Annotated in this window: 7 protein-coding genes and 1 pseudogene; 1 reads left to right on the forward strand and 7 read right to left on the reverse strand. The window is 40.8% G+C overall.

Going from position 1 to position 18,156, the window contains the following annotated elements:
• Positions 1-47: 47 nt before the first annotated feature.
• Genes BACINT_RS01475 through BACINT_RS01485 form a run of 3 tightly spaced genes read right to left on the reverse strand, consistent with a single transcriptional unit; the run spans position 48 to position 7,632 of the window.
• Positions 48-2,948, reverse strand: coding sequence for a glycosyl hydrolase 115 family protein (locus BACINT_RS01475; RefSeq protein ID WP_007660046.1), 2,901 nt, complete (start codon positions 2,946-2,948; stop codon positions 48-50).
• Positions 2,949-2,983: 35 nt separating this feature from the next.
• Positions 2,984-4,654 (reverse strand): RagB/SusD family nutrient uptake outer membrane protein, encoded by a 1,671-nt coding sequence (locus BACINT_RS01480; protein WP_007660048.1) that lies wholly within the window; start codon positions 4,652-4,654, stop codon positions 2,984-2,986.
• Between the two features lie 11 nt (positions 4,655-4,665).
• The gene (locus BACINT_RS01485) at positions 4,666-7,632 is read right to left on the reverse strand and encodes a SusC/RagA family TonB-linked outer membrane protein (RefSeq protein WP_007660049.1); all 2,967 of its coding nucleotides are present in this window, start codon (positions 7,630-7,632) and stop codon (positions 4,666-4,668) included.
• Positions 7,633-7,968: 336 nt separating this feature from the next.
• Here BACINT_RS01485 and BACINT_RS01490 point away from each other — a divergent pair, with 336 nt between their 5' ends.
• A complete protein-coding gene (locus BACINT_RS01490; protein WP_232288734.1) occupies positions 7,969-12,006 on the forward strand; it encodes a hybrid sensor histidine kinase/response regulator transcription factor in 4,038 nt (1,345 codons plus the stop codon).
• A 70-nt stretch (positions 12,007-12,076) separates the two neighbouring features.
• Here BACINT_RS01490 and BACINT_RS01495 read toward each other — a convergent pair whose 3' ends face one another.
• The 4 genes and pseudogenes from BACINT_RS01495 to BACINT_RS01505 all read right to left on the reverse strand — a co-directional run bounded on the left by BACINT_RS01495 (position 12,077) and on the right by BACINT_RS01505 (position 18,115).
• On the reverse strand, positions 12,077-14,401 hold the full coding sequence (locus BACINT_RS01495) for a glycosyl hydrolase 115 family protein (protein ID WP_007660051.1): 2,325 nt from the start codon (positions 14,399-14,401) through the stop codon (positions 12,077-12,079).
• 17 nt (positions 14,402-14,418) lie between these two features.
• Positions 14,419-15,774, reverse strand: a complete 1,356-nt coding sequence (locus BACINT_RS23980; protein WP_044154619.1) for a family 43 glycosylhydrolase — start codon at positions 15,772-15,774, stop codon at positions 14,419-14,421.
• Between the two features lie 51 nt (positions 15,775-15,825).
• Positions 15,826-16,548: pseudogene (locus BACINT_RS24440) on the reverse strand (rhamnogalacturonan acetylesterase); the annotation flags it as partial.
• A 130-nt stretch (positions 16,549-16,678) separates the two neighbouring features.
• Positions 16,679-18,115: a family 43 glycosylhydrolase gene (locus tag BACINT_RS01505; RefSeq protein WP_232288735.1), complete on the reverse strand. Its 1,437-nt coding sequence runs from the start codon at positions 18,113-18,115 to the stop codon at positions 16,679-16,681.
• Between the last annotated feature and the right edge of the window lie 41 nt (positions 18,116-18,156).

Below are 18,156 nucleotides of genomic sequence, written 5' to 3' on the forward strand. Positions count from 1 at the left end.
TCGTTATGAAATGACAGCCGCTCTTCTTTATATAGAAGTCTGACTCATTATCGTACGATTGTAGTTTCAGGGCCAAGATAAGAGCGCTTCATTCCTCCCATATCTATCACCACCTTTTGAATAATCATACCCGGGTCAGAGCATATCAATTTCAAAGTATGCTTGCCCGGCTTATCAATGTTTAGGGTTACAGCATTTATCGTACTGTTGCGGTATACATTTTCCCTCCATTCGCCTGAATATTCTTTTGCATTATTCGAAGCATATTTCAATAAGCCATCATCTATCATTATGCCGAAGCAAGTACCACGTTCCGAATTCACCGGAAAAACAGGTAATGCATATGTATAAACCATTACTGAACCGGCATTAAAAGTATAAAAATCATATTCCACTTTGGCAGCCTGTCTGGAACGACGTGGATTTTGAACAGGTTTTGTAGCCTCTCCTAATTGTATACACTGGTTCTCATATCCCAATCCCTCTATTACTTTCATTTTTATATCTTCATTCTCCACTTTTCTATGAAATTTTCCCGGATTGATAGATACACAACCATTATCCTCCACATACCATCCTTTCAACTCGCCGACTGTAGGATAAGCAGGATTGAAAACAGGCAAGTAAATCTTTTCCTGATTGCTGCCGGATATAATATCAATTTCACCCGTTACCCTTTCTCCTACCGGAACTTTCGACCAGTCAACAGATACAATAATCCGTTCTTGCAGAAGAGTGGTTCCGCTCTGCCTGCTGAGTTTGATCCACGAATCCGAAACTTTAGCATTCCACGTAAATGCTTGTTCTCCCATATTATACAATTCAATAAAAGATTCTTTCCGGGTATAAGGATTTACGCAAGGAAGTACATTCAATGTAATCTTTCCCAAAGGAGAGTCCTGTCCCGGAAGAAAAACACGCATTTCTGCTTTCTGCGGTACATCGATGGTCGTTACCGGCGGCATCTTCTGATAAGTAGCAGTCCATCCGGGTGCCAGAGCCATCATATGGTTCCATTTACCATTAAGCAGGGAGTTATACTTACCGGTATAATAATCGATACTATCATGATAAGCCTTTGTTCTATCAGCCAAATAGTTGGTTGCTGCACGTCCTTGACGCGCGTACCATCTGTTTTGCTGCGCAGTCAGCATTTTCTTATTCATAAGCGCTGCTCCCTTCACAGGATAGAAAACCAGCTCATAAAAAGCAGCCTTATAAGATTCCGGCAACGTGTTCCATATCTTTTCGCTCTTATCAGAAATACGGTCGTACTCTTGCATTCTGCCTTCTGCTTCATTATAATTTGCAAAAGAAAAGTCTGTATCCGTCATTCTTTCCTGAGCATGTTCGTTATTCCATTCATATCCCCATCCCATTGCCTCCGGTTTGTGCTGGAAACCTAAATGATAATAACTGTTCATTATATCGTCAATATCTTCTCTATACTTTTCACCAAATACGGAAACCAAAAAGTCCACCTGATGATTGTTTATATTATCAAAATTGAATTTATCAATGTCCCAGGCCATATCCAGAAATGTTTTCATACCCAATTCACCCGGTTTGATGTCTCCCACATTCAATAACCAATAGCGTTTTGCTCCGGTATCATAAGCCTTGCGCATTTCTTCGAACATCAATGCCGGAGGAGTTGTATTCAACCACAAATAGTCATGCGGCTCGCCTAAATATGAAATATGATAATATACGCCCGATCCACCTTTACGGTTTCTTTCCTCCTTATTATTCAATCGTTTGATATAACCGAAATTATCATCCGGCCAAACCAACATAATGTCTTCCGGAAGCCTCAACCCTCTTTCATAGATATCAAGCACTTCTTTATAGGGAACAAAAATCTGAGGGATAGAGTCAAGAGGAGAATCTACATGTTGCTTCAAAATGCCTCTTTGGTCAGCAATGACCTCCTCTACCAAGCTGACTTCTTTATCTTTGGGAACACCTACGAGTCCGGCGTCATGAATACCACGCATAGCAATCGTATAAATGTTCTCATACGGGGCATTCTCGGAAACCCGTTGGTCGAGTATCTTATTGATTCCTCCTTTGTTAGTTATATAATTCCATTCTCCCATTGTTTTTTTATCCCACTCCGTTACATTATTAAAGAGTAACGGTTCGCAATGAGAAGAACTCATTATAATTCCATAACTATCAGCAACTAATTTGTTTTCAGGATATTTATTGAAAGCACCCGAAGAAGGATGCATCGCAGGTGCCAGCATATTACCTTTCATCCGGAGAATCAGTTCACACACCTTAGCATAAGTTTTCGGTCCGATGTCGCCCAGTTCTTTATCAAACGTTTTTCCGGCCCACGGAGTTATTCCCCAACCTTCATCATTAATAAAGATACCCCTGTACTGAACAGACGGGGCCTGAGAAACATAGTTTATGTTCTCAATATATAATTGAGACTTTCTTTTTGTTGGCACATCGGCCCACCAGTACAAAGGAGACACTCCTATAGCCTCTGACAGTGTGAATACGCCATAGGCTGTGCCACGCCTGTCGCATCCGGCAATGACAAGCACTTTTTTCACTCCTTTGGCAGGATCATCTATCGTTTTAACAACAAACTGTTCCCAACCACCACGAATAGCAGACACATCTAATTGTCCCTCTGCCACCAATCGGTCAATAAAAGCATTATGTCCCACTGTTCCCACAACAACGGCATACTCCGACGAAACCTTTTTCGAAGAAACAGGTACTTTCTTATTAGTCACCCGCTTTATATCTTCAGCCAAAAGACAAGCCGTTTTTTCTACTACACCATAATCCCCGGCATCATAATAAATCACTGTCTTATGGGAAGACACTAACGGAAAGGCTGCCATGCCCCCGGTTTCTTTAACAATAATCTGTCCCCAGCATATTACCGGAAGAAACATAGACATGAATACAAACCAAAATCTCATCATAACATAAACTATATTTTAATTACTACTTATCATCTTTATTCATATCCGGGGTTCTGTTCTAACACAGCTCCTCTGTTAGCTTCAATTTCCTTATAAGGTATTGGCCATAATTCATAATGTTTTTCCATCTCCTTGGCATAATAAGGATTGCATTTCATCACGCGGTCGTAAAGCTTTCCCATTCTCATCAACGTGATTCTACGTCTTTCTTCTACGCCTAACTCTCTCATTCTCTCATCCAATATATAATCCAATGTTACCTGAGATGCCGATACAGGCTTAGCATGAACTCTATCGCGAATCACATTGATATCAGCCGTTGCCTTATCCTTATCATTTAAAGCCAGATAAGCCTCAGCACGCAACAAGTAAGTCTCGGCAAGCCTGAACATATATTGATCCGTATATGTAGCACCGGCTCCACTGTTAAGCGCAAAAGTTTTGGAATTGGAATACAAACCATCCGGATGATTATACGGAGTAGTACACTTGGATTGATAAGCATAGAGCGGACGGGATGGAACCGTAACCCCTACCGGCGGATTCTGAGTGTCAATGGTGTCCCCGTAAAGTTTGGCATACTCTTTATTATGAACTGCAAACTTTCTCACAAAATTATGATTTGCGTTTCTCATGTCTCCATAGAAATCATCTTTCCATATCTCATCACTGAAATATCGGGTCGAAATGGCCCAACCAATGCCACGGCCTCCGGTATAATCACCAATCGGCCAGCTAAAAGGATTCATGCCATGTGCTTTCACGTCACGAACCATCGGAGCATGATGCCTTTCCAAAGTGTATGTCTGGTCTTTGGCTGTCAAGGAACCACTTCCACCGGGAGTGTCAGTTTCAATCTGAATAACCCAGATTCCTTCTGTGTTTCCGGAACTTCTGTTCTGATTATTTTTTCGGAATAAATCCCAATATACATCTCCCGGAAGTTCATTAGCTCTGGAACCAAAGCGAGTGTACATTAATCCGGTAGCCGGATCATCGATGACTGTTGTAGCAGCATCCACCGCTTTCTGATATTGAGCTGTTGCCAGATAAAGTTCTGAAAGCAAATGATATGCAGCCGCATTAGAAACTTCTCCATCCTGCACACTGGACAAACTGGGTAAATGAGCAGCCGCAAACTCTACATCCGTAAGTGCCTGCCTCAACACCTCTTCTTTGGATGCCCTGACATAATCAAACTTAGGCTCGATGACTTCCGTCAATAAAAGAGGTACCCCACCGTACAGATAGGTCAAGGTCCTGTATGCAAATCCTCTAAAGAAACGGGCTTTGGCTTCGGCAATCGTCTTTTGCTCCTCCGATACTTCAGAAACAGGCAGACGATCGATAATAGTATTAGCAGTTGATATGGTATGATAAAGTAATGACCAGTGTACCGATGCAATATTACCGGTTGAATGATAAGCTGAAATCATATTGGAATGTCGCTCCGTACCATTCGGTTCGCCATCATAAACAATATCCGTACCGTAAAGGTAATCCATCGGACGGTTTTCATCCCTACTATAAAATTCTCTTCTTATCAGGTAATAGAGATTGTTTATTGAACAATCAATATCTTCTTGGGTAAGAAAAGAATTGGTTGCACTCATGAAATCCAAAGGCTTCTCATCCAAAAAAGAACTGCTGCACGAACCCAGCACTGCTGAAAGCAACAAGGTAATAGTATATATTTTTATTTTCATAATAAATCAGATTAATAAGTAAGACTAACACCAAAAGAAAAACTTCTCATTACCGGTCTGCCCGAATAAGTACTTCCGGCTTCCGGGTCCCAACCATGCCATTTTGTAAAAGTCAGCAGGTTTTTCCCACTGAAAAACAGATCAATTTCACTCAAACCAACCTTGTTCGTAACAGACTTTGGAAAGGCATAAGACAATGAAACATCCTGCAAACGTACAAAGCTGCGGTCTTCATATACCGTAGGAGTTATTTTCGGGGTACTAATGGAGCGTGCATAGACTGCATCCGGATTACGCGGTGACCAGTAATCCCATGCACTTATACGATTCCAGCGCAGATTATTCTGATCTCTGACTAACGAAGAAGAGTTTGCCGCCAGATACCCATCCTTTCCTCCTTGAACAGAATTGATAAAGAAACTAAGTGTGAAGTTCTTATACTCCAACGTATTCATAATACCAAATCGGTAAGCCGGATCTCCTTTCCCTAAAATGACACGGTCTTCAGGGGTTATTTCTCCCTCTCCGGTCATATCTACAATACGATAATTGCCCGGATGGAAACCGGCAGGTATATCATCACCCAACTGATAAATACCATCTACCACATACCCATATACCGCAGAAATGGGCTGGCCTATAAACAGATTACTGGATATGTTATCATCCTCTATGCCATCTCCGTCATTATCTTCTCCTGTCAAAGTTACGATCTTATTGGAGTTTGTCGAGAAATTGAGTGAAGTAGTCCATTTAAAATCAGAAGTCTGTATATTCTTCGAAGTGAGAATAAATTCGAAACCCTTGTTTTTGATTTTTCCAAGATTAGAAGCAATCTTTGAAAATCCCGTAATATCGGGCAAAGCCACATCATACAACAAGTCTTTCGTAGTTGTCGAATAATATTCAACGGAACCGGTGAGTCTCTGACCCAGAATTGTGAAATCAAGCCCCAAGTTTATCCCTGCTGTTTTTTCCCATTTCAGATTATTATTTCCCAAAGCTGAGATTTCCTGTCCGATTACAGGCTTTCCACCATCACCAAAAACATACCTGATCTCAGAAGCAACTGTGGACAAAGATTTGTATCTGCTGGTTTGATTTCCGCTAATACCATATCCCCCACGCAGTTTCAGATAATCAATCCAGGGTATTTTAAAGAAAGACTCTTCTGAGATAATCCACCCTAAAGCTATGGAAGGAAAAGTGGCATATTTATTATTAGCCGCAAATCCCGAAAAACCATCTCTACGCACTGTACCCGTTATCAAATACCGGTCCATCAAACGATAGCTGACTCTGGCCATCTGATAACAAAGGGCTTCTCTCCAGGCATCCGAATATACATAGCGGGTGGTTGCCTGTTCCAGACTATTATAGCCCAATGTCATGCGTGTAAATCCTTGTCCCAAAGCCTTTGTATAATCGTACTTACGCTCTGAAGCTCCATATAATAATGTGGCATCAATATGATGTTCACCAAATGTGGCATTGTAAGCCAGAATATTATCTATAGTATAATCATAGTAACCGGTATGCTCTTTATAAGCCTCTCCTTGCAGATTGTATCCATACTGGCTGGCCTGAAAATGATTATCTATCCTATAGTTATTACCAAAATTCAACCGATACACTAACCCTTTAAGAGGCAATTTTATTTCGGATGATATATTACCGAAAAAGTAATTATGACGTTCGTAATCATCAATATCCGATCCCATAAAAGGATTGGTATCCAATGTATTAAAAGGATATGGCTTTATTTTGCCATTTTCGTCATAAGGTTCAATCAATGGAGATTGGGTTATCAGATTCCACAAACCCGGCTCCGCACCATCCTGATTCACAAATGCACCAAAAGTCTGAATTCCTATTTTCCACCAGGGAGCTATTTCCGCATTCAGATTCATACGAACGCTGTTTCTCTTAAAATCATCATTCACGATAAATCCACGTTGATCCGTATTGGAATACGAAAGCATATAATTGATGGATTTACTGCCACCGGATATATTAAAACGGTTTTCAAACAGATGTCCGCTTTGTGTACCTTCGTCCCACCAGTTATAATTATAAGGACTGACATTTCCATTTTCATCTCTCAACGGAGCATCCGGCAATTTAGACGCGAGATCAAAATCCGGATTAGGGGTAGTATAATCAGGACCCAGGAAAGCCTCCGTATAATAGAAGTCTCTGACATTATCCAAATACTCTTCACGATTCATCGGACGATAATTGTGAGTTGGGTTGGAAAACGTATAACTACTGGAGAAAGTGATTTTCGGTTTCCCTTCCATACCTTTTTTAGTAGTAATCATAACTACTCCATTGGCAGCCTGTGCACCATACACAGCAGTAGAACTTGCATCTTTCAGGATATCAACAGATTCAATGTCATCAGGATTTATAGAAGATAACGAGCTTGTATAAATGATACCGTCCAGAATGACCAGAACATCTTTGTTTCCTCCCAAAGTATTCGTACCACGGATAGACATGGACGGAGTACCTCCCGAATTGGTCACCTGCCCAATATTAAGTCCCGGAACATTCCCCTGCAAAGATTGCAACACATTTGAATTGGGAGACCTTTTCAACGTTTTAATATCTGCACGTATAACAGCACCCGTCAAGTCAGCCTTACGTTGTGTTCCATATCCCACTACTACCACTTCATCCAATGCTTTCACATCTTCTATTAAACGTATATCAACAACCGTTCTATTTTTTACAGGCACTTCCTGAGTAATAAAACCTATATAAGAAACGACCAAAATATCATTCGGAGTAGCCTGAAGATGATAGTTGCCGTCTATATCTGTTATAGTCCCGGTATCCTTACCTTTCACCTTTACATTCACACCAATAATCGATTCACCGGATGTATCCGTGATTTGCCCTTTGATATTCAAATTTTGCGCAAGACCGGACATAGCGAAAAAAAACAAGAAAATCCAAATAAGAAAATGTTTCATAAAATAATAGTGATTTAAAATTAACTACTTAAACTAATTCATTATGTTTTTCAGCTAATGAAATAAAAAAGAACTGTAACTCTTATGTGCTTCTCATAGGCAATCATTTTAAGGTTTCACATAGCATGGAGAATTAGCTCTCCAAAAGATTTCACCGGACAAAGGTAAATTCAAGCCAGGACTTCAGGCATCTGTATCATTCAGAATACCGCCGTTATTTTTTCAATGACAGAATTGTGGGCGACTTTTGGAAGGATTACGACCATCATTGTGCTTATTAATGCTGATTTTTGTATTTGTTTGAGATTAAGTAGTAATTTTGAAGATAAAAATAGTATGAAAATGAAACAGAGCGGCCTATTCAAGTTAATCTTATTACTCTCGTTAGTAGTTTACTCCATAGGAGGTTTCTGCCAGCAGATTCCGACTATTAATCTGGTCATGAAAGATGGATTATCCAGCAACTATGTAACGGATATCGCTCAGGATAAGTATGGCTTCACATGGATTGCAACCAAATATGGTCTTAATAGATTTGACGGAGATAAATTTACTGTCTATCTAAAGGAACCCGATAAAGCATTACTTAATAGTAATGATATTAATAAGATTGCAACAGATACCATTAATAATAAAGTATGGATTGCCAACAGATGGATGGGCATAAATGTATTTGATTGTGCAACACAGCAATTCTCATCTTTTTTGCATGATAAAAATCGCCCGGAAACACTGATATCCAATGAAATTAAAGATATTCTGGTCACTTCCAACGGAAATGTATGGATTGCAACAACGCAAGGATTAGATTTATATAATCCCGAGAATTCACAGTTCATACATTATAATACGTCAACCGTTCCCAACTTCCCCTCAAATGGCATTATGACATTGGCAGAAGGCAGTAATGGCGATTTATACATCGGACATACTCATGGCGGATTCACCATCTTCTCTCCGGATAACAGAAGCTTTAAAAATTTCACTCATTCACCTCTAAACAAAAATTCGCTCCCCAACAATACTGTACATTCCATATTTGTTGACGCTAATTCTAAAATCTGGATTGCGACCAACAACGGAGTGTCACTTTTTGATCCTTTCAGAGAAACATTCCGCAATTTCAAAGATGTCAGCGGGATTCACTACACGATGCAAGGAGCAGTTTATAATGTCTATAAGACTAGTGATGGACGAATATGGGTGGGTACAGTGTCCGACCTTTGTTATTTCGATTCCAAAGACACAGATCTGATTTTATCCGGGAAAAAGGATGTCAATCATATGTTTATCCAGGATATCTATTGGGGAATATCAAATCCAACCGTTCATAGCGTCTTTGAAGACTCTTTCAAAAATGTTTGGATAGGCTCAAATGGCGGAGGAGCCAGTTTCATCAGCAGCACTTCATCTTTCTTTCATAGTTGGAAAATTAATAAAATACCGGGAGTCACTAATGGACTCAATGACAAAGAAGTATTGACAATATGTGTTGCCGACAATGGAAATGTATGGATGGGAACCGATGGGGGAGGTATCAATGTCAACAAAGATGGAAAGAACGGCACAATCTATTCTCACAATACAGGAGAGATATCGTCAAATGCTTATCATTCTTCGCTAAAAGATTCTAATGGAGATTTATGGTTCGGAAATATGTATAATGAAATAGGTATTGATATTTTTCTAAGCAAAGAAAATAGATTTACCCATTACACTCCCCAGGGAAACAATTCAATAATCTATTGCCTCTTTGAAGATAACCAGAGAAATGTGTGGATTGGCAGCAGCAACGGGTTGGAAATTTACAACCTGATAACTAAGAAAAAAGATTTTCTTAATAAAGAAAACAGCCAACTATTGACTAATGAAATCAGAGCTGTCTCACAAGATAAAAACGGGAACATATGGATCGGTACTCTCAATAGAGGGATTAGTATATATAATCCGGAGAGCAAGACAATGAAACATATAAATGAACACACCATATTTGAGAATTGCGCAATCAACCAAATATTCAGAGATTCTAAAAACAGAATTTGGATTGCAACAACAGAAGGATTAGTCTTATTCCCTGATGAGCATTCAGATGCTTACCAATTGTTTAACACCCAAAACGGACTAGCCTGTAATTTAGTCTGTTCTATTGAAGAGGATTCAGAAGGTAATATCTGGCTGAGTACCCATTCAGGTATCAGTTGTTTCTTTGAGCCAGAAAAAAGATTTCTTAATTATGACCATAAAGACGGTACCCTATTTGGTACATATATGAACAACTCTGTCGGTAAGACTCAAGACGGAACTATTTATTTCGGCAGCATCAATGGCGTGTGCTACTTTAATCCTAATGACAGGCCTTCCAATATTATTCTTCCTCCGGTAATATTTACCGAATTCAAAGTCTATGGTAGAAATCCTCACGAAGATGCAATTGACATATCCATACCTATGACAGACGGAAAAGTCACACTCAATCATAATCAGAATATATTCAGCATAACGTTCAACGTCATGAACAAATCCCTGCAAGGTAAAGTTGAATATGCCTATAAACTGGAAGGGTTGGAAGAAAACTGGATCAATATAGGAGGAGAAAATCAAGTTGCATTTCGCAATATTCCTTATCGCAACTATAAATTGCATATTAAAGCCCGTTATAAAAACCAGGAGTGGCAAAATAATTATTCAACGCTGTTCATAAGCATCAATCCTCCGTTTTGGCTCAGTTGGTGGGCTAAATTGATATATGTAGCAGGTATAGCCACCATCATATTCTTCATAATCAAATCTTATAAAAAACGCTTGCAGTTACGTAGCTCACTATCACTTGAGAAAGAAAAAGCCCAGAAACAGCAGGAATTGAATGAAGAGCGATTAAGATTTTATACCAATATCACTCACGAACTGAAAACTCCATTGACGTTAATACTCGGACCACTTGAGGACCTGCAGTGCGATTCAAGAATTCAAGAGGAACACCTGAAGAAGATTTCTCTTATTCATAAAAGCACAATCCGCCTGTTAAACCTGGTCACTCAAATATTGGAATTCCGTAAAACAGAAACTCAAAACAAGAAGTTATGTGTAATTGAAGGAAACATTGTCGAAAAGATTCAGGAAATCGGTTTCAAATATAAAGAACTGAACAGAAATGCTGATATCACATTTGATATTATTACTGATGCAGACAAAATACAGATATATTTTGACCAAGAAGTAATTTCGATGATTGTTGATAACCTTTTATCCAATGCATTCAAATATACCTATAAGGGAACCATCACGCTTGCTTTGCGGTCAGTAATAGCCAATGATATAGAATACACCGAAATTGAAATAGCTGATACAGGGATCGGAATCTCCCAAGAGGATATCTCACGTATATTCGAACGGTATTATCAAACTAATATAAGAAAAAACATACCCGGATTCGGTATAGGGCTCGCTTTAGTGAAAAACCTGGTAGATTTGCATGAAGGAACTATCCTGGTGGATAGTGAACCTAATGTAGGTTCATCCTTCCGTGTCCGGTTAATAACCAATAATTCCTATCCCGATGCCATACATATCAATACTAATCTCAAAGAATCCATAGATGAAGAGAAATCAAGCAAACCCATCGTTTTAGTGGTGGAAGACGAGGGCGATATCCGTGATTATATTGCTGAAGCACTGATGGGGTCTTACGATGTTCTTGTTGCAGAGAATGGAGAACAAGGATGCCAGGCCGCCTTCACAAGTATTCCCGATATAATTATCAGCGATATAATGATGCCCGTAAAAGATGGAATCGAGTTATGCAAGGAAATTAAAAGCAACATTGCAACCAGCCATATTCCTGTAATACTACTGACAGCAAAAGACACATTACAAGATAAAACAGAAGGGTATGATGCCGGTGCCGACTCCTACGTCACCAAACCTTTCAGCGCATCTTTACTTAAAAGCAGAGTGGCCAATCTATTAGAAGGAAGGAAAAAAATAGCTTCCTTAATATCTTCAAGCACGCATCTTAAACAATCTATCATCAAAGAATCATTAAACAAAATAGATAATGAATTCATTGAGAGAATAACAAGGATCATAGAAGAAAACTTGATGGATGAAAAAATAGATGTGCCCACAATAGCCCAGGAGTTATCAATGAGCTACTCCTCTCTTTATAGAAAAATAAAAGCCCTGACCGGGATGTCAACAGGAGAATTTATCCGTAAACTGAGGCTCAGGAAAGCAGAGCAACTATTGCTCTCAGGAAAGTATAATATTTCAGAAATAGCCCATCAGGTTGGGCTGAATTCCGTATCTTATTTCAGAGAATGTTTCAAAGAGGAATACGGAATGTCTCCATCAGAGTATATAAAACAGTTGAAGTAAACAAGAATCTCCCCTAAGTCCACTTCTTAAGGGAGATTCCACTTAAACTATTTTGTAACAATTGGAATTATCAATAAAGCATGATCTGATCCAAAACGACACCCTCGTCCAATGCCTTAATCACCAGTTTATGCGATTTTCGTTTGCTGACGGGTAGTTTCACTTTTCGTATGGCTTGATTGCGCAACACATTTTCTTTCCATTCTTCACTACGCCCTTTGGTTTCATAAGAAACGGTTTGCGGAGCCGACTTATCAACTGACAGTGTGAAACGCAGTTGTTTTTCATCCATAGGATGATTGGGTAACAAGCGTATTTCAACTTCCACAGAATCGGTCTTCCAATCATCAAAAGCAAAAGTAAGAGAAGTGTTTTTGCCGATACCTGCTGCTTTACCCTCATATCCCAACCCTTCGCACTGTAAAGGATTTCCGGCTGTACAATCCATAGCATTCCATTTATAGGCAGGAGTTTTCTCATTTACCATAGACGTAACGGCTGTTTCATGTGCCACACGTTTAAAGACAGGGAGTTTGCGGGGTTGAAAATCCATCATGTGAATCCACTTTCCGTTTTGCAAAGCGTTATACCGACGCGTCAGTGAAGCAATGCTATCGAAAGCTGCATCACTTTGTTCCCAATCGACCTTTCCGTGACGGGCAAGTTGCGCATTCAGGAGCTTCCGGTTCATTTGGTCGGCAGCTTGTACGGGATATTTTACCAATTGCATATAGGCATCTTTCCGGTGGACAGGAAGTTTGGCCTCAACTTCTTCGACTACGGAAGACAAAGCGGCATAATCTTTCAAGCGTTCACGAATGGTCTGTTCACTCCAAGGCAGGTCTTTTACTTTCTTATAAATAGGGTCACGTTCTTCTTCACGCGTATTCCCCATAAACTCGGGCTTGCGGATATAGGCCAAGCGGTAATGTTCTTTCATCACCGGAAGCAGAGTCTTTGCGTATTCCGTACCAAACTCTCTGCCCAACCAGTTCTTCAAATGGGTGGTAACACCTTCTTCAGCCACCTGTTCTATATTCCACGCCATATCGAGGAATAGCTCAATCTGATATTCGGCAGGTTTAATATCACCCACATTCAGTACCCACATTTTCTGGATGCCACGGTCATAGGCCAGTTTCATCTGCTGATAGAGCAGATACGGGCTAAAAGTACCCAGCCAGAGATAATCGTGCGGACGTCCCCAATAGGATACGTGATAATAGATGCCGTTTCCACCTTTGCGGGCTTGTTCTTCCGGCGTAGGGAAGTGACGGATATAGCCATAATTATCATCACACCAGATCAGCGTTACATCATCAGGCACCTGTAATCCGGCATTATAAATGTCGAGTACTTCCTTGTAAGGTATGAAAGCCTGCGGAATGGCGGCGACATCTTTATTGACATACTTTTCCAGCAAACCACGCTGGTCTTTAAGCACGCGTTCCAACACAGCTTTCTGTTCTGCAACAGTCTTGGCTCCCTGCATTTGCCCGTCGTGCACACCACGCATACCCAAAGTATAGATATTTTCTTGTCCCGCCACTTCTTTCACACGGTCTTCCCAGAACTTGTAAACGGAGGCACTGTTATTCACATAGTCATAATCGCCCTTTCCCCTTCTTCTCCATTCGCCGGCAGCACTACACACCATCGGTTCACAATGAGAAGAACCGATAAAAATACCGAATTCGGCAGCTACTTCCCGATTACCTTTTGTCAGGAAAAAGGGCAAGGTACACTCGTGCATGGCAGGCCAATAAGTATTAGCCCGCAGGCGGAGCAATAACTCAAAGATGCGACGGTTCGTCTTAGGACCGATTTGTTGCTGATCGGCAGGCTCGTAATTCTTACTGCTCCAAGGCATCAATCCCCAGTCTTCATCATTGATGAAGATACCACGGTATTCTACGGAAGGAGACTGTGTCGTTTGGTAATCTGCGGGTAAAGTGAAAGATGTCTTTTTTTCCGGCACCACATCCGCCCACCATTCCCACGGCGATACTCCTATCAGGCGGGAAAGCTCCATGATACCATAAGCTGTACCATGTGCATCGCTTCCGGCTACCAGTAGTTTTCCATCCGGTAAAACAATCAGAAGAAAGGCTTGTTTTTTATCTTTCAGACAAGAAAGATCCGCTCCGGTCTTAGCTATCAACGGGCTTTTACCAACAGTACCAATAATGATATCACCTTGTTCATTATCTACCAACAGCGATGCGGAAAGTACTGCTTTGCAATCACGGGATAATAAATCTAAAGCGGTATGTACCACCTTTTCTTCCGCATTATCACAGGATATTTTGACTGGCTTCCCCGAAGGTAGGTTGAATTGTGCCCAACAAAGTTGAGTTATTAAAAACAAGAATAAACTTAAAATCCCTTTTTTCATGGTCAGTTATTTATAGTTCAAAAATAATAAATCTTATCTATTGTCACAAAAGTATTGTCGCTTCCGTAAATGGTTTTAGACTTATCCGTCCACACCGGCTTTATGCCTGTGACTTCAATTAATAATGTATAATCCCCTTTAGGCAGCTTCGGAGTCATTATTCGGATTGCTTTCTCAGGATATTTACTATAAAAGTCGACTAATGAAGAATAGACGGTGTCTTTCCCGGCATTCAGCACACTTATCCTGGCATATCCGCTATGGCAATCAGATTCACCGGTCACCGCCGCATGGGTTCCTTGGAACGGAACAGCCAACACACTCCCTTTCATATTTGAAAGCAACCGTCCGTTTTCTTCTTTCCAAGCGGCATCCGGCATCATCTTCTTGGTAGGAATCATTTTTCCATTGCGCAATACGTCAACAGGTTTCACACGATTGATATCCCAGCATTGCCAATATTCGGGAATGGTAATTCTGGTTCCTTCCACTTGCAAGGGCATCCACACATAAGTAGCGGCAGAAGCCTGGTGAGGAAACGACCAACGGTCACCCATAAACATAGGAATCGTGTCGTTACCTTTTTTTAAAGGAAAAACAAAAGTGCTTTGTGAGTTATACGTCAGGGTTCCTTCGGGACAGAATATCCCCTGCTTTGTCCAAGGGCCTTCAATAGCCGGAGCCGTAAAATAGAAGTTATCATTCTTTTCCCAACTCGTCAGATTGGAGAACAGCATATAGTACATGCCATTCTTCTTGAACATGGCAGGCGATTCGCCCGCCCCTTTGACATGAGCAACTTCAGCCTCTATCGAGCGGTAGTCTTCACTCAATCTGTAAATAGGCCCGTGATGAATAAGCAGATAGCCTTTGCCATCCGTATCCTGAAAAGTTCCCATATCCCAACGTTTGACGGGTTTACCATCATAGAGCAGAGGTCCTTGCAATTTGTATTCCCCATTAATTGTTTTGCAAGTAGCGTAACCGATATAAGGGTCTTTATATCCCAAATCATCGGCATGCATATACATAACATATTCCCCGGTAGAAGGGCATTTCATCACTTTCACCCGCTCGCCTACACGGTCAGGTCCCAATATACCATCGGGCTGCACCGGCAACACCACTCTTTCAAATTTCCAGTTAACCAGATCATCGGAAGAGTAGCAACTGAATCCCGGGAAGGCATTACTCTTATCCGATTTATACTCTCCGAACAAGTAATACCGCCCACCATCTTCCACAATGCATGCACCATGTGCATTGACAATATTCCCCTGTTCGTCGAACCAAGGTATGCCGTTATAAACTACTTTTCCCGAGTCGGAGGCTACATATACTTCCGGATCATGATGACGTACATAAGGCGCCAGTTCCGACACAACTTTGGCAACTGCTTCCATCGCAATCCCGGCTACCACCTTTCCACCATAAATGTTCAAATGGGTGTTATCAATCTTCCCCTGCGGACAGAAATCATATTTCCCGGCGGGTACCCACATGAAAAGGCTTTTTGACTTCTCCACTCCCATGCCGACTACTAAATCATGTGTCAGTTTATTCAAATCCACAAAAGGGACATTCATTTCTTTTGCCACTCTTCGCGGTGACTCCAGATACTCTCCATGAGTGTCTACCAACGTGTTTCCTTCTACCTCATAACTGCCCTTATTTTCGGTAGCTCCTTCCGGAGGAAAGTTCCGGCGTACAATGGAATTGAACAGTACCGGATGAGCACCCTTTTCACGCGTCTCCCTTACAAACCGGCGTAAGTTCCCATCGAAAGTGCTTCCGGGAACTGTATGCAGTTTTTCAGCAGGCTTCTCATCATTATGTCCGAACTGGATGAACACGTAGTCCCCACTTTTCAGTTTAGAGAGTACAGTATCCCAACGACCTTCATTGATAAAACTCAGTGAACTCCGACCATTCATGGCATGATTATCCACCCGTACATCATCGGTCAGGAAGCCCGGAAGCATCTGTCCCCAGCCACGTTCAAGATTTCCATTCCTCAGACTTTTATTAGCCATGGTAGAATCACCTATCATAAAAATGGTGATTACATCCTTCTTTCCGGTAGTAAAAGCAGAAAAAAGAAGAAGTGCACAAAGTGCAAATAGTAGTTTCAACTTCAAGTTTCTCATGATATTATATAAATTTCAGCAAAAATAGGGAAGAACATAAAAACAGGACATGGAGTAATGTGCAATCACCTGCATTATTGTTCATCACGAGGTACTAATTTAGCTTTTTCTCCATTTACTTTTGTATCGTTCATCTAAAAGAGTCCAAACATCTATATTGAAATTCTTTAAAGCAGGCCTTCCCTTTACCATATACAAATAAACCGGGAAGGATACTTTGGAAATCAGAAAGTGTATTGTGGTTATAACCGGAAATTTCCATTCCCCACGCTTCCTTTATCCATTCTTTACCATCATAGCTATAATATCCCGTAACAATATTATTTTCATTACGAAGTCTCAACCATATAGCGCCAAATTCCCTATATTTGTTCTTTCCTTTCAGTTCTCCTCTACGCCACCTGTATCTATACTGAGTATCACATCCGGTACCTACATAAAAGTTATCATTATAATAAAGTATAAGGCCTGCTACAGCACTGCTGTCACATTCAATCTTCACGCTCATTTCATAGCCATGCGCACCGGTAACAAACATTATGGGAGATGACTCTGCCGGATTAGAACCTTGTGCTTTCAACATTAACATGCTGTCCTTTATGCTAAAGCGTCCGGGCTCATACTGCTTATAGAACTTCCAATCTAAGCCAATACGAAACTCCTTTAGTCTGTCGCAATTTTTCCATTCACTAGCCAAAGGAATTGGACAGGCAATCTTCTCTTCTGCTTTCCTTCCTAACGGAGCCTCTAACCAGCCATCTTCAGTTATTTGCACAGGCTCCAAAAGAGTTTGCCTTCCTAAATTCAGGAAATCCTTCTCGTAAGCATGATATACAATCCACCACCGTCCATCCGGAGTATCAATAAGCGAAGCATGTCCTTTAGACCACCATCGTTCTGTTCCACTATAAGTATGAATTAAAGGATTTAGGGGACTATTATCCCAAGGACCATTAATAGATTTAGAACGGGCAACCACTGCCATGTGGGTGGTGGGTGGACCCGCAGTTCCACCCTGAGCATTCAAAAGATAGTAATACTCACCTATTCTTCTTATTTTAGGTCCCTCCAATGCCATACCTTCTACAGTCCAGTCCTTTGGGATCTCCCACCCATCATATACTTTTTCCAATTTACCATTAGCAGACAACCCATTTTCAGACAACTTTACACGGTGTCCACCACTAAGAAACAGCCAACGTTGCCCCGTACTCTCATCCACCACATGGCATGGATCTATCCATCTATCTATATTCAAATTAACAGGCTCACTCCAAGGTCCTTCAGGAGAATCAGCATAAACAACGTGGTTACTGAAATCATCCTTACCCTGAGAAACAGTAAAGTAAATATAATATTTATCCTTGTACTTGCAGATATCTGGAGCCCATACAGAACCCAAATATCGGACAAGAGCAACACTTATAGGCTCCCACCTAACCAAGTCTTTAGAATGAAAAATAGTTAATCCCGGCAGATAATTAAAGGCAGAATGAGTCATATAATAATCATTTCCATCCCTTACAATGGTGGGATCCGGATAATCACCACCTAGAATAGGATTCATATAATAACTTTTTTCCGCATCCTTCTTAATCAGAAACTCAT

Source organism: Bacteroides intestinalis DSM 17393, from assembly GCF_000172175.1.
In the GTDB taxonomy this organism is placed as follows: Bacteria; Bacteroidota; Bacteroidia; order Bacteroidales; family Bacteroidaceae; genus Bacteroides; species Bacteroides intestinalis.

Excerpts from the sequence above, each read along its gene's own strand:
- BACINT_RS01475 (WP_007660046.1), bottom strand. The coding sequence starts at position 2,948 with ATGATGAGATTTTGGTTTGTATTCATGTCTATGTTTCTTCCGGTAATA.
- BACINT_RS01480 (WP_007660048.1), bottom strand. The coding sequence starts at position 4,654 with ATGAAAATAAAAATATATACTATTACCTTGTTGCTTTCAGCAGTGCTG.
- BACINT_RS01485 (WP_007660049.1), bottom strand. The coding sequence starts at position 7,632 with ATGAAACATTTTCTTATTTGGATTTTCTTGTTTTTTTTCGCTATGTCC.
- BACINT_RS01490 (WP_232288734.1), top strand. The coding sequence starts at position 7,969 with ATGAAAATGAAACAGAGCGGCCTATTCAAGTTAATCTTATTACTCTCG.
- BACINT_RS01495 (WP_007660051.1), bottom strand. The coding sequence starts at position 14,401 with ATGAAAAAAGGGATTTTAAGTTTATTCTTGTTTTTAATAACTCAACTT.
- BACINT_RS01505 (WP_232288735.1), bottom strand. The coding sequence starts at position 18,115 with ATGAATCCTATTCTAGGTGGTGATTATCCGGATCCCACCATTGTAAGG.